This window comes from Novosphingobium sp. NDB2Meth1, from assembly GCF_900117425.1.
Lineage (GTDB): Bacteria > Pseudomonadota > Alphaproteobacteria > Sphingomonadales > Sphingomonadaceae > Novosphingobium.
Window position 1 is genome coordinate 1 of record NZ_FPEH01000019.1, and the last position, 19,255, is coordinate 19,255.

General features: G+C 65.2%; 15 protein-coding genes. 4 read left to right on the plus strand and 11 right to left on the minus strand.

Annotated features, from left to right (window positions below; translation table 11 throughout):
* Positions 1-381: 381 nt before the first annotated feature.
* From NDB2M1_RS14710 to NDB2M1_RS14745, 8 genes are all read right to left on the minus strand, one after another.
* Complete coding sequence (locus tag NDB2M1_RS14710; RefSeq protein ID WP_072383469.1) at positions 382-1,554, minus strand: acyl-CoA dehydrogenase family protein; 1,173 nt, start codon at positions 1,552-1,554, stop codon at positions 382-384.
* A 23-nt stretch (positions 1,555-1,577) separates the two neighbouring features.
* The gene (locus NDB2M1_RS14715; protein WP_072383471.1) at positions 1,578-2,828 is read right to left on the minus strand and encodes an acetyl-CoA C-acetyltransferase; all 1,251 of its coding nucleotides are present in this window, start codon (positions 2,826-2,828) and stop codon (positions 1,578-1,580) included.
* A gap of 209 nt (positions 2,829-3,037) precedes the next feature.
* The gene (locus tag NDB2M1_RS14720) at positions 3,038-5,107 is read right to left on the minus strand and encodes a 3-hydroxyacyl-CoA dehydrogenase NAD-binding domain-containing protein (protein WP_072383473.1); all 2,070 of its coding nucleotides are present in this window, start codon (positions 5,105-5,107) and stop codon (positions 3,038-3,040) included.
* A 15-nt stretch (positions 5,108-5,122) separates the two neighbouring features.
* Complete coding sequence (locus NDB2M1_RS14725; protein ID WP_072383475.1) at positions 5,123-6,103, minus strand: NAD(P)H-dependent flavin oxidoreductase; 981 nt, start codon at positions 6,101-6,103, stop codon at positions 5,123-5,125.
* Between the two features lie 15 nt (positions 6,104-6,118).
* Positions 6,119-7,372, minus strand: coding sequence for an acetyl-CoA C-acetyltransferase (locus NDB2M1_RS14730; RefSeq protein ID WP_072383477.1), 1,254 nt, complete (start codon positions 7,370-7,372; stop codon positions 6,119-6,121).
* Between the two features lie 8 nt (positions 7,373-7,380).
* Positions 7,381-8,586, minus strand: coding sequence for an acyl-CoA dehydrogenase family protein (locus NDB2M1_RS14735; RefSeq protein ID WP_072383480.1), 1,206 nt, complete (start codon positions 8,584-8,586; stop codon positions 7,381-7,383).
* Positions 8,583-9,692 (minus strand): acyl-CoA dehydrogenase family protein, encoded by a 1,110-nt coding sequence (locus tag NDB2M1_RS14740; protein ID WP_072383482.1) that lies wholly within the window; start codon positions 9,690-9,692, stop codon positions 8,583-8,585. The genes NDB2M1_RS14735 and NDB2M1_RS14740 overlap by 4 nt, the downstream gene beginning before the upstream one ends.
* A 158-nt stretch (positions 9,693-9,850) precedes the next feature.
* Entirely contained in the window at positions 9,851-11,467 is a 1,617-nt protein-coding gene (locus NDB2M1_RS14745; RefSeq protein WP_216234025.1) for an AMP-binding protein, read from the minus strand.
* A 79-nt stretch (positions 11,468-11,546) separates the two neighbouring features.
* Here NDB2M1_RS14745 and NDB2M1_RS14750 point away from each other — a divergent pair, with 79 nt between their 5' ends.
* From NDB2M1_RS14750 to NDB2M1_RS14765, 4 genes are read left to right on the plus strand one after another with little or no spacing between them, the layout of a single operon-like run.
* On the plus strand, positions 11,547-12,698 hold the full coding sequence (locus tag NDB2M1_RS14750) for an acyl-CoA dehydrogenase family protein (RefSeq protein WP_072383484.1): 1,152 nt from the start codon (positions 11,547-11,549) through the stop codon (positions 12,696-12,698).
* A gap of 5 nt (positions 12,699-12,703) precedes the next feature.
* Entirely contained in the window at positions 12,704-13,609 is a 906-nt protein-coding gene (locus NDB2M1_RS14755) for an acyl-CoA dehydrogenase family protein (protein ID WP_072383487.1), read from the plus strand.
* Entirely contained in the window at positions 13,606-14,385 is a 780-nt protein-coding gene (locus NDB2M1_RS14760) for an enoyl-CoA hydratase/isomerase family protein (RefSeq protein ID WP_072383489.1), read from the plus strand. Before NDB2M1_RS14755 ends, NDB2M1_RS14760 begins: the two co-directional genes overlap by 4 nt.
* A 1-nt stretch (position 14,386) precedes the next feature.
* Positions 14,387-15,286, plus strand: a complete 900-nt coding sequence (locus NDB2M1_RS14765; RefSeq protein ID WP_072383490.1) for an SDR family oxidoreductase — start codon at positions 14,387-14,389, stop codon at positions 15,284-15,286.
* Positions 15,287-15,295: 9 nt separating this feature from the next.
* Here the strand turns inward: NDB2M1_RS14765 and NDB2M1_RS14770 are convergent, their stop codons facing one another.
* The 3 genes from NDB2M1_RS14770 to NDB2M1_RS14780 are packed head-to-tail and all read right to left on the minus strand — an operon-like array spanning position 15,296 to position 19,165.
* Complete coding sequence (locus NDB2M1_RS14770) at positions 15,296-17,500, minus strand: CoA transferase (RefSeq protein ID WP_072383492.1); 2,205 nt, start codon at positions 17,498-17,500, stop codon at positions 15,296-15,298.
* 4 nt (positions 17,501-17,504) lie between these two features.
* On the minus strand, positions 17,505-17,945 hold the full coding sequence (locus tag NDB2M1_RS14775; RefSeq protein ID WP_143146778.1) for a Zn-ribbon domain-containing OB-fold protein: 441 nt from the start codon (positions 17,943-17,945) through the stop codon (positions 17,505-17,507).
* Between the two features lie 2 nt (positions 17,946-17,947).
* Positions 17,948-19,165, minus strand: coding sequence for a thiolase C-terminal domain-containing protein (locus tag NDB2M1_RS14780; protein WP_072383496.1), 1,218 nt, complete (start codon positions 19,163-19,165; stop codon positions 17,948-17,950).
* Positions 19,166-19,255 lie beyond the last annotated feature (90 nt).

Consider the following 19,255-nt stretch of genomic DNA (forward strand, 5'->3'; position numbering starts at 1 on the left):
ATGACGCTGGAAACCCTCGGCTCGGTGAGCCATAACCCCATTGTCAGCCTGCCAGCTCTGGCTGCCTGACCCGAACCTGATCCTACTGCGGATCGACGGTTCCTACACCACCCCGTGGGACACGACCTATCGTCAATGTCCGTGAAGCGTTGCGATACCCCCAAGCATACCCCCTCACTTGGTCCCTTTCGATGACAGGTTCAGGTTCCAAGACGAACTGAAGCCACACGATGGTGGGCCTTACGCCGCCGCGTTTGGAAAACGTTCAGCAAGGAAGTTGGCGTTATGGTATCCGGCACTGCCATTCCGCACCGCGCGCGATGGCGGGTAGTCCCCTCGACGCTCGTTCAACAAGCATACGATGTGGCAGGGCGCACGCTTTCAGTAAGACCTAGGCAGTCCGAGAACATGCTCGGCGATGTAGCTCAGGATCATGTTCGTCGAGATCGGAGCGACTTGATAGAGCCGGGTCTCGCGGAACTTGCGCTCGATATCGTATTCTTCGGCAAATCCGAAACCGCCGTGGGTCTGCACCGCCGCCTCTGCCGCCGCCCAAGAGGCATCAGCCGCCAGCATCTTCGCCATGTTGGCCTGCTCGCCGCAGGGTTCGCCAGCCTCGAACAGGCGGGCCGCCTCGTGCACCATCAGTTCAGCGGCGCGCATTTGCGCATAGGCCTTGGCGATCGGGAACTGCACGCCTTGGTTCTGGCCGATGGGGCGTCCAAACACGCGCCGTTCGTTGGCATAGTCGCGCGTGCGCTCGATGAACCACTTGGCATCGCCGATGCACTCGGCGGCGATCAGGATGCGTTCCGCGTTCATGCCGGAGAGGATATAGCGGAAACCCTTGCCCTCTTCGCCGATCAGGTTTTCGGCGGGTACTTCGACGTTGTCGAAGAACACCTCGGTGGTCGAATGGTTCATCATCGTGCGGATCGGGCGGATGGTGAGGCTTCCGGCTTCGCGCGCCGCATTCATATCGAGAATGAAGATCGAGAGGCCGTCGATTCCGCGCGTGGATTCCTCGCGGGGTGTGGTGCGGGCTAGCAGCAGCATGAGATCCGAATACTCGGCGCGGCTGGTCCAGATCTTCTGGCCATTGACAATGTACTTGTCGCCCTTGCGCACGGCGACTGTCCTGAGCGAGCCGGTATCGGTGCCGCTGGTCGGTTCGGTCACGCCGAAGGCCTGCAAGCGCAGTTCGCCGCTGGCGATCCGGGGCAGGTACTTGCGCTTCTGCGCATCGCTGCCGTGGCGTAGCAGCGCGCCCATGATGTACATCTGCGCGTGGCAGGCCGAGCCGTTGCACCCGGCGCGCTGGACTTCCTCGAGGATCGCCGCCGCTGCCGAGAGTGGCAGGCCCGAGCCGCCGTATTCCTCCGGGATCAGCGCGGCGAGGTACCCCGCCTCACCCAGCGCGCGGACGAACTCGGCCGGGTAGGCCATCGCGCGGTCCAGCTGGCGCCAATAGGGATCGGGGAAGGACTGGCACAGCTTGGCCACTTCCTCGCGGACTTCGAGGAAGTCAGCGCCCTGCAGATTCGCCAATGCCATCTACGATCCCTGTCGGCGGACGTTCAGAGGCGCTCGATGATGATCGCAGGGGCCATACCGCCCGCAGCGCACATCGTGATCAGGCCGTACTTACCGCCGGTGCGCTCCAGTTCGTCAAGCGCGGTTCCGATCAGCAGGGCGCCGGTCGCGCCGATGGGATGGCCAAGCGCAATGGCGCCGCCGTTGGCATTGACCTTTGCGCGGTCCATCTTCATGTCGCGCATGAACTTTTCGGCAACGACAGCAAAGGCTTCGTTGATTTCCCAGACGTCGATATCGTCGACCGTCAATCCTGCACGAGCCAGAGCCTTGCGTGCGGCCGGAACGGGCGCGTTGAGCATCAAGGTCGGGCAATCGCCGACATTGACCGCGGTCACGATGCGGCCACGCGGCTTCCAGCCCTGCTTTTCGACGAAAGCCTCAGAAGCGAGCAGAACGGCAGCCGAACCGTCAACCACGCCAGAGCTGTTGCCGGCATGGTGGATGCCTGTCCACTGGAGGTGCGGGTACTTGCGCTGGATCATCGCGCGAAAGGTGGTGCCATCGCGGTCAGCTGGCATGTCGGCCACGCCGTCGAAGCTGGGTCTGAGCTGGGCCAATCCTTCGGCGGTTGTTTCAGGCCGCGGGAACTCGTCGATGGCCAGCGCGACACTGCCGTCGGGATTGCGGACGGGGACGACGCTGCGATCGAAGCGCCCCTCGTCCATCGCCACCTTAGCGCGGCGCTGGCTTTCCAGGCCAAGCGCATCGACATCGGCGCGCGTGATCCCTTCCATCGCCGCAATCGCATCCGCGCAGACACCCTGGTGGCTGAGCGGGTGGCGCGCGACCAGATCGGGATTGCCGGCGCCGGCACCGAGCGCTAGCCCCGCCGCCGCTTCTTCCTGAAACACCGTGGTGTGCAGGCTCATCATGTCGGTTCCGCCTGCGATGACGCAATCTTCATAGCCAGAGCCGATTTGGCCTGCCGCAAGCGCCACCGAGGTGATCGCACCGCCGCATGCGCGGTCGAGCGTCATCCCGCTGGCCTTGACGTCATAGCCGGCAAGCAGGGCGGACAAGCGGCCGAGATTGCCCGCCTGCCGGCCCTTCTGCACCGCCGTGGACCAGATCACGTCATCGACGGCAGCGGTATCGAGCCCGTTCCGGTTGGCCAGTGCCTCAAGGACTGCCGCGCCCAGCACTTGCGGGTGGAGATGGGCCAGCGCGCCCTTGCCCACTTTGCCGATTCCGCGCGGCGTGCGCACCGCGTCGATGATGTAGGCCGCGCTCATGATGGGTGTGTCCTCTCTTGCTCTGGCACTGCCAGTTGGGCTGAATCGGACTCTACATATATAACGTAGTAATATAGGTCAACCGAGGTACTGAGGCTATTTCGAGGGGCCAGACGCCCGCGTTCAGCAGCACGCGCAGGCAGACGCGCAGCATCGAACGACAGGACGATCACGAGATCGTCCTGTCGTTCACGGATCAATTTTTGAGATCAGTTGCGGGTAAAACTGCCGCCGGAAGCCGCCTTTTCGACCAGCAGCGCGGCCGGCTCGATGCCCATCGCGCGAAGACCGTCGACGACCCTGGTAAGCCCCACGGTATCGGCCCAGAACATCGGCCCGCCGGTATAGACCGGCCAGTTGTAGCCCAGGATGCAGGCCACATCGATGTCGCTCGCGCGGATCGCGATGCCCTCTTCCAGCACTTTCGCGCCTTCGTTGACGACCGGATAGAGCAGCCGCGCGACGATGGCCTCGGCGCTGACCGGGCCCGTGTTTGCAACCCCGCGCGCGGCGGCGAAATCGGCAATCACTTGCGCGGCGACCGGGCTCGGGCTCGGCTGGCGCTTTTCGTCATAGTCATAGAAGCCGCCGCCCTGCTTTTGTCCGAGCCGGCCCAGCTTGACCAGATCGCCGCTCAAGGTGCGTTCGTTGGAACCGCGCCCGATGACATCGAGCCCGACCAGATCGGCCATCGCAAAGGGCCCCATGGCAAAGCCGTAATCGTAGAGCGCGCGGTCGATGTCCTGCGGGGTCGGGCCCTGCAGCACGAGTTCCATGGCCTGCTGGCTGCGCGGGCTCATGACCCGGTTGGCAATGAAGCCATGCCCCACGCGGCTGACCACCGGCACCTTGGCGATGGTCTTGGCCAATTTCAGCGCCGTCGCCAGCACCGCATCCGCCGTCTTGGCACCGCGTACGATCTCCAGCAGCCGCATGACATTGGCCGGCGAGAAGAAGTGCAGCCCGATGACGCTTTCCGGACGGGTCGTTGCAGCGGCAATCGCATCAAGGTCGAGAAACGAGGTGTTCGAAGCAAGGATCGCGCCCGGCTTCGCAATGCCGTCAAGCTTCGCGAAGATGTCTTGCTTGACCCCTATTTCCTCGAAGACTGCTTCGATTACGAGGTCTGCCGTAGCCAGCGCCTCAAGCCCGAGCGCCGGGGTGATCAGCGCCATGCGCTGCTCGACCCGCTCGCTGGTCATCCGGCCCTTGGCGGCGCTCGCCTCGTAGTTGCGGCGGATGACGCCCAGCCCGCGATCAAGCGCAGCCTGGTTCATCTCGACCAGCGTGACCGGTAGGCCGGCGTTAAGGAAGTTCATCGTGATGCCGCCACCCATCGTGCCGGCGCCGATCACGCCGACCGATCTGATCGGCAGCGCCTGCACGTCGCGGGGCAGATCGGGCACTTTCGCCCCTTCGCGCTCGGCGAAGAAATAGTAGCGCTGCGCCGCGCTTTCGGTGCTCGCAATCAGCTCGCCGAACAGTTCGCGCTCGCGCTCCATACCCTGCTCGAAGGGTAGTTCGGCTGCGGCCTCGATGGCCTTGACGATATTGAACGGCGCCTTGAACCCGCGGAAGGCGCGCGCATTCTTCTTGAGGTACTCGGCGTAGATCTCGGACTTGCCGCGATAGGGCTCGACCTTGTCCTGCCGGTCACGCACGCGCAGCAGCGGGCCGCCTTCGCTGACGATCCGCCCGGCAAACGCGATCGCGTCTTCGCGCAACTTCCCTTCATCGGCGAGCGCATCGATCATGCCGAGTTCGAGCGCCTTGGGCGCAGGGACCGGTGCACCGCCAGTGATGAGATCAAGTGCCGCAGGAACGCCCACGATGCGCGGCAAGCGCTGCGTGCCCCCTGCCCCTGGCAGTAGCCCCAGTGCAACTTCTGGTAGGCCGACCTTGGCCGAAGGCACCGCGATCCGGTGGTGACAGATGAGCGCGAGTTCATACCCGCCGCCCAGAGCCGTGCCGTGGATCGCGGCGATCACCGGCTTGGTCCCGCCCTCGATGCTGTCGAACACGTCCTGCAGGTTTGGGCCCTCCAGCGCCTTGCCGAATTCGGAGATGTCCGCGCCCGCAATGAATGTCCGCCCCGCGCAGATCAGCACGATCGCCTTGACCTGCGGGTCCGCTGCGAACTGGCGGAACCCGCTGTCGAGCGCGATGCGCGTATGAACGCTGAGCGCGTTGACCGGCGGGTAATCGATGGTGAGCACACCGAGGTTGCCCACGACTTGGGTTGTGCCCACGGACTGGCTGGTGGCGCCGCTGTCGGTCATTCTATCAGCCTCTCTTCAGACGAGCATGCCGGCCATGCGGCCGCGGACGATAGCTTCGGCATCGGCAATGATGCGGCTGATGAGTTCCTCGCAAGTCGGGATATCGTGGATCAGGCCCTGCACCATCCCGGCCCAGAACACACCCTTCGAAAGATCGCCCGTCTCCAGCAGTTCCTTACCCGCAGTGCCTGCAACGAGTTCGCGCACGTCCTCGAACTTCGCATCGGGCTTGGCGAGGCGCCGCACGACTTCCTCCGAGACCGGGCTCTTGCCGACCCGCGCTGTATTCTTGAAGCTGCGAAAGATCAGGAAGCTGCCACGCTCGTCGTTGTCGACATAGGCCTGCTTCACATTGTCGTGGATCGGCGCTTCCTTAGTCGCGCAGAACCGGGTGCCCATGTTGATGCCGTCCGCCCCAAGCGACAACGCTGCTGCGAGACCACGGCCATCGCCGAACCCGCCCGAGGCCAGCATGGGGATCTTCACCTTGTCAGCCGCAGCCGGGATCAGGATAAGTCCCGGAATGTCATCCTCGCCCGGATGGCCCGCACATTCGAACCCGTCGATGGAGATGACGTCCACCCCGGCCTTCTCGGCGGAGACCGCGTGGCGCACAGCGGTGCACTTATGGAGGATCTTGATCCCGTGGGGCTTCAACTGCTCCCAGATCTCGCGCACCGCCGGGGTACCCGCGGTCTCGACGATCTTGATCCCGCCATCGATGATCGCCTGCGCATAGGCCTTGTAATCGGGCGAGTTGATCGTGGGGAAAACGGTCATGTTCACGCCGAAGGGCTTGGAGGTCATGCTGCGGGTGCGCTCGATCTCGTTGCGCAGTGCTTCCGGGCTCGGCTGCGAGAGCGCGGTGATAATGCCGAGGCCGCCCGCGTTGGAAACCGCGCTCGCCATTTCGGCAAAGCCCACATTCATCATCCCGCCCTGGACGATCGGGTGTTCGATTTCGAGCAGTTCGGTGATCCGGGTCTTGAATGCCATGGCTGAAAGCTCCTGTCAGATACGTTCGATGATGATCGCCGGGGCCATGCCGCCGGCCGCACACATGGTGATCAGCGCATAGCGGCCGCCGCTGCGCTCAAGCTCGTCGAGCGCAGTGCCGATAAGCATCGACCCGGTCGCGCCAATCGGATGACCGAGCGCAATCGAGCCGCCGTTGATGTTGACCTTGCTGCGGTCGAGCGCGAGGTCGCGCATGAATTTCTCTGCAACGACGGCAAACGCCTCGTTGATTTCCCAGACATCGATATCGTCTGCCGTGAGGCCAGCCTTGGCGAGTACCGCGCGGGCGGCCGGCACCGGCGCATTGAGCATCAGCGTCGGGCAATCGCCCTTGTTGACCGTCGCCACAACCCGGGCTCGCGGCGTCCAGCCATTGCGCCGTGCCGCATCGGGCGAGGCGAGCAGCAGCGCTGCTGCGCCGTCGACCACCCCTGAGCTGTTGCCCGCGTGGTGGATCGCTTCCCATTCGAGGCCGGGATACTTGCGCTGGATCGCCTGCCGATAGGTTTCGTCGCCCTCTCCGATCGGCGCATCGGCCACGGCGAGAAAAGCGGGACGCAAGCTGGCGAGCGCCTCGGCGGTCGTCTGCGGGCGCGGGTATTCGTCCTGGGCCAGCGCAACCGAACCATCCTCGTTCAGCACCGGGACCAGGCTGCGATCGAAGCGTCCGGCGCGGATGGCCGCATCGGCGCGGCGCTGGCTTTCCAGCCCGAGCGCATCGACCGCCTCGCGCGTGATCCCTTCCATCGCAGCAATGGCATCGGCGCAGACGCCCTGATTGGACTGGGGATGCATCGCCTGCAGCCCCGGATTGCCCATGTCGCGCCCCAGCCGGGGTACACCGCCTGCTACCTCAAGCGCGGTGAGGTGATCGCGGTAGGACATCATCTCGACACCGCCGGCGATCACCACTTCTTCCATCCCGCTGCGGATCTGCGCCGTCGCCAGCGCAACCGACGTGATCCCGCCGCCGCAGAAGCGGTCGAGTGTCATGCCGGAAACCACCGGATCGTAGCCGGCATAGAGCGCGCTCATGCGGCCGATATCGCCGGCCTGCCTGCCGCGCTGGGCCGAAGTCGAGAAGATCACGTCATTGACCTCTCGGGTATCGAGCGCGTTGCGTTCCTGGATGGCCTTCAGCACCGCCGCGCCAAGGTGCTGGGGGTGGAGGTGCGAAAGCGAACCCTTGCCCCACTTGCCACCGCCGCGCGGGGTGCGGACGGCATCGATGATCAGCGCGTCATCCATGGCCGGCATCACGCAGGGATCTGGTTGAACGGCACGCCCTTGTCGGGCCGGTGATCCTGCGGCAGGCCGAGAATCTTCTCGGCAATGGTGTTGAGCAGCATTTCGTCCGCACCGCCGGCAATGCGGCCCGTCGGCGCATTGATCCAGCTTGTGGACCAGTTGTCCTTGACCGGCGCGTGCTCGTCGAACGCAAAGCCAAGGTTGCCTTGGAGATCGATTGCCAGCTCCGAAAGCTTCTGCCGGCTGCGCACTGAGACCAGCTTGTTGAGCGAGCCTTCGGGTCCGGGCTCCATGCCTGCCTGCAGCATCTGCATGGCCCGCGCGGTGATCGATTCGAGCCCGGCGCGCATCGCATGGTTGCGGGCAATCGCCGAACGGACCCGACCATCCTTGAGCGCGGGCCTCTCGTTGATCTCGAGGCCTTTGACCAGATCGACGAACAGATCGAGGGGCGGGCCGAATCCGCCGCTGTCGGTCGCGACATAGCGCTCGATCATCAGGGTGGTCATCGCCACGCCGAAACCGCCGCCGATCGGGCTCATGCGCTGCGAATCGTCCAGCCGCACGTCATCGAAGAACACCTCGTTGACGTGGCTGTCGCCCCCCGCGAGCTTGATCGGGCGCACCTCGACTCCCTTGGCGCGCATGTCGACCCAGAAATAGGTCAGGCCCTTGTGCTTGGGCTGCGTCGGGTCGGTGCGCGCGACGATCACGCCGTAGTCACTGTACTGCGCCCAGCTTGTCCAGAGCTTCTGCCCGTTGAGCTTCCAGCCGTTTCCATCGGGTTCGGCGCGGGTGCGCAGACCGGCAAGGTCCGAGCCGCCAGCGGGTTCGGAAAACAGCTGGCACCAGATTTCCTCACCGCGCAGCGCGGCGATCACCCGTTCCTTGACCCACGCCTTGTCCTCGCCAAAGCGGATCAGGATCGGCACGGGCATGCCGAGCGAAATCCCGAAATAGCCGGTGGGCATGCCGAACGACATTTCCTCGGTATCGAAGATGACCTTCTCGATATGGCTGAGGCCTTGTCCGCCGATCTCCTTGGGCCAGTTGATCCCGGCGAACCCCGCATCGAAACGTGCTGCAAGATAGCGGCGCCCAAGCGCCAGATCCTCGGCCTCCGAAAGCCCCTTGCGCGCAGCCTTGCCGAACGTTCCGGCGACCGAGGCAAGCCAGTCGTGCGCCCGCAGGCGGAATGCATCGAACTCGCTCATGCTGCCACTCCCGTCAGGTTTTCAACCAGCAGATCTTCCCAAAAGAGCATGTTGCCCAACTCGATCGCCAGACTGCGCGTACGGCGCATATGGAGGTGGATGCCCGCCTCCCAGGTCACGCCGATCCCGCCGTGCACCTGAACGCAATCGCGCGCGCAGGTGTCATAGGTTTCGGTCGCCGCGAGCCGCGCATCGGCGGCCGCAATCATCAGTGCGGTGAGATCGGCCTGCCCGCCATCGGCAAGGCCGGCGGCATGGATGCAGTTCGCCCGGGCAATCTCGACAAGCCCGTAGAGCTCGGCAATGCGGTGCTTGACCGACTGGAACGCGCCGATCGGCTGGCCGAACGCGCGGCGGGTAAGCGCATAATCGCGCGCGGTCAGCATCAGCGCCTCGGCGCCGCCGACCTGCTCATGCGCGGTGACGATGGCCATGCGCGCAAGGATTTCAAGCGCCAGCGCCTTGGCGGCACCCCCCGCCGCAAGCACGGTCGCCGGGGTGCCCGCAAATGTGAGATCGGCGTAGAGCCGGGTGTTGTCGAAGCTTTCGACCGGAGTGCGGGCAGCGTCCGCCAGTTCGGCCAGAACCAGTGCGGGCGCACCATCGGCTTCGGCCCATACTAGCGCGATATCGGCCTTGAGGCCGCCCGGCACCGCGTGCTTGGTGCCGTTCAGCGCGCCGCCGGCATAGCGCACCGCCGGGCGAGTGGGCAAAGGCGCGGTGCCTTCCGCCAGCGCCACCGCGCCGAGGATTTCGCCAGCCGCAAGCCGCGGCAACCACTGCGCCTGAATGTCCGCGTTGCCGCTTCCCATGATCGCTAGCGCAATCCCGTAGCCGGGTGTCAGGAACGGTGCACCGGCCGTAGCCGCGCCAGTGGCCTGCGCAACAAGGCCCAGTTCGACCAGGCCCAGACCCAATCCGCCATGCGCCTCGGGAATGGCCAGCGCCGTCCAGCCCTGCTCCACTGCCGTATCCCAGAACAGCTGGTCAAATGTGCCGGTCTGTTCGAGCAGCGCGAGCAATCGCTGCTTGCTGGTGCGGGCATCGAGGACCCGTCGTGATTCGGTGGCGATGGCCTGCTGGCCCTCGTCATAGAGGATTGACATTTGCGGCATCCCTATCCCAGAAGGTTCTTTCAGTTATATAACTAGGTAATACATATCAAGCGTGATTCATTGAGGGGGCGCTCCGTCCTTTCGGGAAGCGCGCGAAACGGGTGGTGAGGGTGAAAAACCTGGCTGTGCGAGCATGCCGCAAGCCGCGCTCAACGCGCCGCGATCTGGCCGCCTGCGGCCAGGGCACGCCGCAGCTCGGCCTTCTGCACCTTGCCTGTCGGCGTCCGCGGGAGAGCGTCGAGGACCACCAGAACCTCGGGCGCTTTCTGCCGAGCGACGCCAAGCTCGCTGAACACCTTGCCGATTGTTTCGAGCGTCGGCACCGGACCGCCGTCCTCCAGCAGAAGCACTGCGCAGATCCGCTCGCCCAGCCGCGGATCTGGGGCTCCGATCGCCGCCGCCTCGCGAACGCCGGGCACCTGCAGCAGCAGTTCTTCCACCTCGCGGCTGGAAATGTTCTCCCCGCCGCGGATGATGATGTCCTTCTTGCGGTCGGTGATCGCAAGATAGCCTTCGGCATCGAGCCGGCCGATATCGCCGGTGAGGAACCAGCCGCCGGGAAGGAAGCTGAACGCGTCGAGCGCAAGATCGGTGTAGCCCGCAAAGCGTTCGGCGCCGCGTACCGCCACTTCGCCTTCCGCACCGGTCGGCAAGTCGGCACCGCCATCATCGACAATGCGGACTTCGACCCCGGGGTTGGGCCGGCCATCGGTGCTGAGCCGCTTGTCCAGCGGATCATCCGGCGCGCACTGCGAAACCGTCGGCATTTCGGTCGATCCGTAGCAGCGGCAGCAGCGGATTCCGATTGCCTCGCTCGCCGCGACGAGCGCTGGCGGCACCGTGGTTGCCCCAATCAGGAACTGGGTAAAACTGGTAAGATCGCGCCCGTCCCGCGCGGCGGCCTCCATCATGCCCGAAAGGTGGAACGGCGTGCCCGACATCTGGCGCACCTTGAAGCGGTCTACCAATTCTGCGGCAAGGCCCGGATCCCAGGCTTCGAGGATCACCATCGGGCGGCCGAGCAGGGCGTGGGCCATGACGCCGAGCGTGCCGGCGATATGCCCGGACGGCCAGGGCGAAAGGCCGCAATCATCGGCGGGCGTATCGCCGCGCTGCGCGGCAAGCTCGGCCAACAGACTGCGCGAGGTGTGGCGTACGCCTTTGGGCGCAGCCGTGGTGCCCGAAGTGTAGAGCAGCAGCGCCAGTGCATCGGGATCGACCGCACAAGGCGGCAGATCACCCGCCGGCAAGTCGTCCAGCGCGATCATCCCGTGCGGTACCGTCTCGCCGATCACGATCCGGTGCAGCAAGGCCGGCAGATCGGGGAGCCGCGCGAGCCGGTCGAGATAGTCGATAGCCTTCCAGCGATCGGGCACGATCAGCGCCTTGGCACCGCTATCGGCCAGAATGTGCGCCAGTTCGTGCGGGCCGTAGATATGGACGATCGGCAGCAACGTGCAGCCGAGCAGCGCGGCGGCCTGAAACAGCACGGCATTTTCCATGCAATTGGGCAATTGCACGGCGATCGTATCGCCCGGCCGCAGCCCCAGTGCGTGGAACGATCCGGCCAGCCGCCGTCCCTCGGCATGGACCGCGCCGAGCGTCGTGACTTGCTCGCCCGCCGCACCGAAAAAGTGCAGCGGCGCGTGCGGACGCTCTGCTGCAGTGCGCGCCATCGCGTCGGCCAGCGACAAATCCTGCCACAAGCCCAGCCTGCGCCACTCCGCCTCGCGCCCGTCCGGCATCCGGCTCGCCGCCATTCCCATGTCCCGCTCCCTACGCGTGTACCTGCGCGCAAGGGTGAGCCACGCGCGGCGTGCGCGTCAATCCCGGAGACCTGATCCGATGGACATCGCGTTCTCACCCGAAGAGCAGCACTTCCGCGCCGAATGCCGCGACTGGCTGCACGTCAATGTCCCGAGCGAGCCGCGCCCTCTCCACGCCGCGGACGCGATTGATTTCGACAAGGCCTGGCAGCGCCGCTTGTTCGACGCAGGCTGGGCCGGGATCAACTGGCCGCGCGAATACGGGGGTCGCGGGCTTTCCATCGTGCAGCAAGTGATCTGGCTGGAGGAATACGCCCGCGCTCGCGCTCCATGGATCGGCGCCAATTTCGTCGGCATAAACCACGGCGGCCCCACACTGATCCTCAATGGCAGCGAGGCGCAGAAGGCTCTCCACCTGCCGCGCATCCTGAGCGGCGAGGCGATCTGGTGCCAGGGCTTCTCGGAACCTGGCGCAGGATCGGACCTCGCCGGAATCCGCACCCGCGCCCGGATCGAGGGCGACGAACTGGTGGTGAACGGCACCAAGATCTGGACCAGCTTTGCCCACGTCGCGGACTGGCAGGAACTTGTGGTGCGCACGGAGGAAGGCTCGCACCGCCATGCCGGGCTTTCATGGGTGATCTGCGACATGCACACGCCGGGCGCAGAGGTGAGGCCGATCCGCAAGATGTCGGGCCAGATCGAGTTCGCACAGGTCTTCTACGACGATGTCCGCATTCCGCTCGAGAATGTCGTCGGCGGGCTGGGCCAGGGGTGGAAAGTCGCGATGTCCACTCTGAGCTTCGAGCGCGGCACGGGCTTCATCGCCGATCAGGTCAAGCAGGCGCAGGAACTGGAGGACCTGCTGGCGCGCGCCCGCCAGACCGGGGCCATCAAGGATGACCGGATTGCGGGCGATCTGGCACAGATGCGCGCCGAAGTGGCAGCGCTGAGAGCGATGACCTATCGCAACATTTCCGAAGTCGTCCGCACCGGCCAGCCCGGCCCGGAAGCCTCGGTGATCCGTCTGTTCACCGCCGAACTTGGCCAGCGGCTGGAGCGCATGGCGCTGCTGCTTGCGGGCGAAGGCATCCTCGATTTCCGCTACGGCGAGGACTCGCTGGTGGCCGAATACTTGCGCGGGTTTGCCGCCACGATCGCCGGCGGGTCTTCGCAAATCCAGCGCGACATCATCGGCGAGCGGCTGCTTGGCCTGCCGAAATCGAGGTAAACCCCATGGACCTGACCCCGAGCGCCGAGCAGGAAGCCCTCATCACCGCCACCGCAGACTGGTGCGCCGATAATATGCCGCTGGAGCAGGCGCGCCAGCGTCCAATCGCCCTTTGGCAGGAACTCGAAGCCATGGGCTGGACCGCGATGACAGCCCCGGACATGGGGCTTGATCATGCCACAGAGGCTGTGGTCTTTGCCGAACTGGGGCGCCATCTGGCCCCCGTCGGCCTCGTACCCAGCGCAGTCGCGGCGCGTTGGTCGCCTCATGCGGGCAAAGCGGCGCTGGCGCTGCTGGATGGCTCGCTCGAAGGGGGCATGCTGCGTGTGTTCGATCCGCATGGTGCGGTTCAGGCACTGGGGCTGGCAGGCCACCTCGCCGCGACTACCGAGCTGCCGCGCGATCTTGACGGGGGGCCGTCGCTCGACCCGACAGCATCGCTCGCTCGTCTCGATCCTGCCCCGCCTTTCGAAGCCATCGCCGATCCGCGCGCCGCGCTGCATCTCCAGCTGCTCGCCGCCGCCTTTGCCTTGGGCTGCGCCGATGCCGCCCGCGACATGGCCGCTGCCTATGCCAAAGTGCGCGAACAATTCGAGCGGCCCATCGGCTGGTTTCAGGCGATCAAGCATATCTGCGCGGACATGGCGGTGCGCTGCGCGGTAGCCCGCTCGCAGCTGTACTACGCGGCCTGCGCGCTTGATGCGGGCGCCGATGACGCTGCGTTCCATATCGCCAGCGCCAAACTGCTGGCGGATCAGGCCGCGCTCGAAAACGGACGGGCCAACATCCAGGTCCATGGCGGCATCGGCATGACCGACGAAGCCTATCCGCACTTGTGCCTCAAGCGGGCACACCTCCTCACCTTCATTGCGCCTGCCAGGCGCGACATCCTGCTGGGAGACGCCGCATGAGCGACAAGGTTCTCTACGAAGTTATCGACGGCGTCGGCGTGATCACGCTCAACCGGCCCGAAGTCCACAACGCGCTCGATGATGAGGCAGCGCATCTCTACAAAGACCTGCTCGACCGTGCGCTGGACGATGACGGCGTGCGCGCGGTGCTGCTGCAGGGGGCGGGCAAGTCGTTTTGTTCCGGCCGCGACACCAGCATGCTGGGGCACCGTGCACGCGATGAAAGCGACTACCACTTCGTGCTGCGCCACCAGCAAAAGCGGCTGGCGGTGATGGACAGCCCCAAACCCTTCATCGCGGCGCTCAAGGGCGCGGCACTCGGCGGAGGCTGCGAAACTGCGCTATCCTGCGATATCCGCATAGCCGACACCACGCTCAAGATGGCGCTGCCTGAAATTCACTACGGCATCCTGCCCGATACCGGCGGCACCCAGCTCATGACCACGCTGATCGGCCCCAGCCGCACAAAGTACATGGTGATGACCGGTGACAGGATCAACGCCGAGACCGCGCTGGCATGGGGCGCGGTGGATTTCGTCGTCGCGCCCGAAGAGCTTGAAGCCCGCGCGCTCGATCTTGCCCGCAAGATCGCAGCCAAGCCGCCCATCGCGCTCGCCATGGCAAAAACGATGATCGACCAGATCCACGCCGGCGCGGTCCGCAGCGGCATTGCGCAGGAACTGCTGGCGCAGACCGCACTGTTCAAGACGGAAGACTATCAGGAAGCCCGCACCGCGCTCCGCGAGAAGCGCACGCCCGCCTACAAGGGGAAGTGAGATGACCGATTATGCCGCCGACAATTTCAGGGGCCTTCGCGCCGCACCGCCGCGCGGCACCCGCATGCTGCCCGAGGGTAGCTTTGCTGGTGAAGTCGCCATCGTCACCGGCGGCGGTTCGGGCCTTGGCAAGGCGATCGCCAGCGAGTTTGGCCGGCTCGGCGGCGCCGTCGCGATTGCCAGCCGCGATCCCGACAAGCGGGCGCGCGGCGTTGCTGCGGTTGAGGAAGCTGGCGGCCGGGCGCTCGGCGTCATGCTCGACGTGCGCGATCCCGAAGCGGTCAAGGGCTGCTTCGACGAAGTCGAGGCAGCGTTCGGCCCGGTCACCCAACTCGTCAACAACGCCGCCGGGAACCTCGCCGGCGCTTCGGAGGACTTCAGCCTCAACGCCTGGCGCGCGGTGACGGGCATCGTGCTCGACGGCACATGGATCTGTTCAACCGAATTCGCCCGCCGCCGGATTGCTGACGGCATCGGCGGCGCGATCCTCAACATCGGCGCGACCTACAGCTGGACGGGGGGGCCAGGCACTTCGCCCTCGGCTGCGGCCAAGGCGGCGGTGACCAACCTCACCCAGACGCTCGCGGTCGAATGGGCGCCCTACGATATCCGTGTCAATTGCCTCGTCCCGGGGCTGTTCCCGCACGAGGACCGGGCGGAGCATTTGCGCTTTGCGGATAAGGACCGGAGCGATCTCGATCGCCGCCAGCCCGCACTCCGGGTCGGCCAGACGCACGAGCTGGGCTGGGCTGCGGCCTATCTCTGTTCAGACTATGCCGCGTTCTGCTCGGGCCATGCCTTTGTGCTCGACGGTGCGAACTGGCTGCGCCGCAGCCTCAGGATGCCGGAGTTCGAACCGGTGCGGACATGGCTGCCGCCCAAGCGGGAACGGAACGGCTGAGATGTGCTCTCAGCCGATCACCTTCTTCTCGCGGTAGGCGGCGATCTCGTCAGGGGAGAAGCCCAACTCGCCCATGATTTCATCGGTATGCTGGCCGATGGCGGGCGCCGCGTGGCGGAACACCACCGGAATATCGCCAAAGCACCAGAACGCGCCGGGCTGCTCGACTGTGCCGTAGACTGGCTGTTCGAGCACCGAGATCAGGTTGAGTTCGCGGTGCAGCGGATTGTCGAAGAAGCGGTTTTCGGCATCCTCGAAGGTCACGTGATCGCAGGGCACGCCCGCTGTTTCCAGCGCTGTGACAAGTTCGGCTGAAGACTGCGCGCCAGCAGCAGCCGCGAAGCCGGACTCCGCATCACCCAGTACCGAACGCAGCGCGGCGCGGCGCGCCTCGGTCAGCGCGGCCACCGCGATCCAGTTGCCATCGGCACACTGGAAGATGCGGTGATAGGGCGAATAGCCGGTCTGTTCGCTGTTGAGATGATAGGTTTCGGCAAGCGAGCCATCGGGAAACAGCAGGGTCTCCCCCTGCGTCATCGCCGAAATGCCAAGCAGCGAGGTCTGGGTTGAGTAGCCGCGCTGGCCTTCGCGCTTGGCATAAATCGAGGCCATGAGCTCGACGAGCGCGCTCTGTGCCGAACTCACGTCCATCGTGCCCGGACGGTTGAACATCGGCTTGTTGCCTGCGCCTGCGTTCTCGAATTCCCAGCCGGCAATCGCGTTGAAGATCGAATCGTACCCGGGCCAATTGCCGCGAGTGCCCTTCTGACCATAGGCGCTGACGTAGTTGAAGGCGATGTCCGGGTTGTGCTCGCGGATCCCCTCGTCGGAGAGGCCGAGTTTGGCTGCCCCCTTGAAGCGCATGTTGTGGTGGGCCGCTTCGGCCCATTGCAGCAGGCGCGCGAGAATGGGCTTGGCTTCGGGATGCGTAAGATCGAGCGCAATCGAGCGCTTCGAGCGCGAAGCGGCCTGATAGTAGCGGTGCATGAAGCGGATGCGGTCGCCGGTCAGCGCTTCCACTTTGATCACGTCGGCGCCCATATCGCCCATCATCGAAGGGCCCATCGGCCCTGCGAGGAACATGCCGAAATCGACGACACGGACACCCGCCAGCACTTCGGCGGGCTGGCCATTGGTACCGACCGCAGCAGGCGGCGGCGCCCAGTCCACCTCGCCGCCCTCACCAAGTCGCGGCGCCGGACGGACCGGCGGCAGGTCGGCATCAGTATGGAACGGCACGTTGGGCTGGATCGTCGGGCCGAGATCGGGATCGTCGATGGCAACGACATAGCCGTTGGCCTCGACTTCGGGATGGCTGAGCATGCCGCCAAGCGGATAGGCCGGTTCCGCCGCGATGTCGGCCGCACGCAGATCCGCGAGCCAGCTTTCCAGCGGGCGGCGCTTGAACGCGTTGATCTTGCCGGCTTCGGTTTCGAGATCGGCCCCTTCGGCCAGGACCTCCCACATCGTCGGCATCGACGCGTAATCGAACTGGCGCGTGGGATCCATGATCTGCAACCAGTCGCCGCCCTCGCATTCGTAGAGCTGCTGCCCGATCGGCCTTGGCCCCAATGGATAGGGCTTGTTGTTGGGCATCGGACCCTTGGAATTGCGCGCCCAGATCAGCGGGATAACGGCCATCAGACCCTGGAACAGCGAAGTATGCGCCGCGCCGCCTTGGCCAGATTGGAGCCGAACAATCAGCCTCGCCAGAATGCCCGCCGCCGCCAGATGCGCCGCAGACCACGAGCCGGCGTTGTAGCGCCACACGATCGGCCCGGCCCGGTAGCCGTCGTTTTCGTAGAGCATGCCGAAGCGCGCCTGGACGAGAAGTTCATCATCCGAGCGTTCAACGTCGGGATGGTTGAACGGACTGCCAGTGATCCCGCAGGTAACGAGCCGCGGATAGCGCGCCGCGAGCGCCGCATCGTCGAGCCCGAGCGCCTTGGCGCGCGCTGGCGTGAACTGATGGAGCAGCACGTCGGCGCCTGCCAGTCGCTCATGGAGTCCCGCCAGCCCCTCCGGCCTTGCCAGATCGAGGACAAGGCTGCGCTTGCCCCGGTTCCAGTTTGCGAACCGCGCTTGCCCTCGCGCCGGATCGCCGCCCGGCCGTTCGATCTTGAGCACCTCTGCGCCAAGCGCCGACAGCATCAGTCCGGCGACCTGGACCGCCTGCCCTTCCCCGATCTCGACGATCCGCAGCGCGCCCAGCACGGGGTCAGGCCTTGCGGAAGTTGGGCAGAACCCAGCCGTCCTGGATTGAAGTCCATTCAACGGAGACTTTCATGCCGATGTGCACGTCCTCGGCATTGCAGCCGGTGACATTGGCGTTGAGCCGCGCGCCCGGTGCCCCATCGAGATCGACGACCACTGGGACGTAGATGTAGTCTTCGCCATTGGCAGGGTTCTTATTGCACACGACATAGCTGAACACGGTGCCTGTGCCCGGCAGCGCCGGCCAGTTGACTTCCTGGCTCGAGCATTCGGGGCAGTAGGGCGATGGCGGCATGCGGAAATGGCCGCATTTGGCGCACTGACATGCGGTGAGCTTGTGTGCCTTGGCCGCTTCCCAGAAGGGTTCGGTGTTGGGGTTGGTTGAGATGCGGATCTGGTCGCCCGGCAACAGCTTTGCCGGACCATAGAGAATGGGCTCGCTCATGCTCAGGCGCTCCTCAGGATCAGGCTGGAGACGGGAAGCGAAGCCGGGCCGCCCGAAACAAGCGCAAACTCGGCATCCTTGACCTGGTTGATCGCGGTGCCGCGCACTTGCTCGACCCCTTCGACGATATGGGTCATGCCGATGATATAGGCTTCGTTGAGATTGCCGCCGTGGGTGTTGACTGGCACGCCGCCGTTCACGCCGCCCTGCGTTGCCGCATCATAGCGGATCTTGCCGGCAAGAACGTAGTCGTTGCCCTCGCCCTTCTCGCAGAAGCCGTAGTCCTCCAGCTGCATCAGCACCATCGGGCTGAAGTGATCGTAGATCAGAGCGACATCCATGTCCTTGGCCGAGAGGCCGGACTGCGCCCAGATGCGGTCAGCGGTGAACTTGTGGCCGGAGCTGGCGAAGTGCGGATCGGGCATGCCCATCCACGCAAAGGCCCGGCCCCATTCGCGCTGCCCGCCATGCGCGCAGGCATGGACCACCGCCGGCTTGTGGCGGCAATCCTTTGCGCGGTCCATCGTGGTGGTGATCACCGCCACCGCGCCATCGGTTTCAAGACAGAAATCGAGCCGGCGCAGCGGATCGGCCAGCATCACCGAGGCATCGTACTCCTCCTTGGTGAGCGGCGCCTTGCGTACCGCCTTGGGGCGGTTGTGGGTGTTGGCGCGGGTGGCCATCACGATCTCGCCAAAAGCGTCCTGCGTCGTGCCGTAAAGATGCATGTGCCGCCGCGCGAGCACGCTCATCAAGTGGCCCGGGCCGACCAGCCCAGAAGGCTGGAGGAAGCTGTTCTCCGGGCTGGGAGCCGCCGCGCCGAACACCACGCCGAGCCGGTGCTGCGGCAATTGCTGCAGCGCCATCAAGGTGACGACGTACTTGCAATCCTCGTTCATCAGGCCTGCGGTCGCGAGCCCGATTGCACCAGGGCAGCCGCCGCCGCCGCTCGTCAGCGTGGCCGAGAACGAGATGTTGGGCATGCCCAGCGTTTCCATCAGGCTCGCCGTATCGAACTTGTCGAGATAGCCCGCACCTGCGGTCGAATAGTAGGCGAAGCCGTCGATGTCCTTGATCGAAATGCCGGCGTCGGCACAGGCCTTGAGGATCGCCTCTCCTGCCATGTCATTGATCGTGCGGGGCCAGCTCTTGCCGCGGACGTAATAGTCCGTCGCGCCAACCCCGACGATCGCCGTCTTGTCCTGGTTTGCCCAAGGCATGCTTCGTCCTCTCGCTCGATTCCAAGTTATATAACTAAGTGGGATATGACAGGTCGAACTGGTTGTCCAGTGTTCTGCTCAGCCGCGCAG

What these genes read in the sequence shown, in the direction of transcription:
- NDB2M1_RS14755 (WP_072383487.1), top strand. Translation starts at nt 12,704, where the DNA reads ATGGACCTGACCCCGAGCGCCGAGCAGGAAGCCCTCATCACCGCCACC.
- NDB2M1_RS14740 (WP_072383482.1), bottom strand. Translation starts at nt 9,692, where the DNA reads ATGTCAATCCTCTATGACGAGGGCCAGCAGGCCATCGCCACCGAATCA.
- NDB2M1_RS14750 (WP_072383484.1), top strand. Translation starts at nt 11,547, where the DNA reads ATGGACATCGCGTTCTCACCCGAAGAGCAGCACTTCCGCGCCGAATGC.
- NDB2M1_RS14780 (WP_072383496.1), bottom strand. Translation starts at nt 19,165, where the DNA reads ATGCCTTGGGCAAACCAGGACAAGACGGCGATCGTCGGGGTTGGCGCG.
- NDB2M1_RS14710 (WP_072383469.1), bottom strand. Translation starts at nt 1,554, where the DNA reads ATGGCATTGGCGAATCTGCAGGGCGCTGACTTCCTCGAAGTCCGCGAG.
- NDB2M1_RS14715 (WP_072383471.1), bottom strand. Translation starts at nt 2,828, where the DNA reads ATGAGCGCGGCCTACATCATCGACGCGGTGCGCACGCCGCGCGGAATC.
- NDB2M1_RS14735 (WP_072383480.1), bottom strand. Translation starts at nt 8,586, where the DNA reads ATGAGCGAGTTCGATGCATTCCGCCTGCGGGCGCACGACTGGCTTGCC.
- NDB2M1_RS14730 (WP_072383477.1), bottom strand. Translation starts at nt 7,372, where the DNA reads ATGGATGACGCGCTGATCATCGATGCCGTCCGCACCCCGCGCGGCGGT.
- NDB2M1_RS14745 (WP_216234025.1), bottom strand. Translation starts at nt 11,467, where the DNA reads ATGGGAATGGCGGCGAGCCGGATGCCGGACGGGCGCGAGGCGGAGTGG.
- NDB2M1_RS14720 (WP_072383473.1), bottom strand. Translation starts at nt 5,107, where the DNA reads ATGACCGACAGCGGCGCCACCAGCCAGTCCGTGGGCACAACCCAAGTC.
- NDB2M1_RS14725 (WP_072383475.1), bottom strand. Translation starts at nt 6,103, where the DNA reads ATGGCATTCAAGACCCGGATCACCGAACTGCTCGAAATCGAACACCCG.
- NDB2M1_RS14765 (WP_072383490.1), top strand. Translation starts at nt 14,387, where the DNA reads ATGACCGATTATGCCGCCGACAATTTCAGGGGCCTTCGCGCCGCACCG.
- NDB2M1_RS14775 (WP_143146778.1), bottom strand. Translation starts at nt 17,945, where the DNA reads ATGAGCGAGCCCATTCTCTATGGTCCGGCAAAGCTGTTGCCGGGCGAC.
- NDB2M1_RS14760 (WP_072383489.1), top strand. Translation starts at nt 13,606, where the DNA reads ATGAGCGACAAGGTTCTCTACGAAGTTATCGACGGCGTCGGCGTGATC.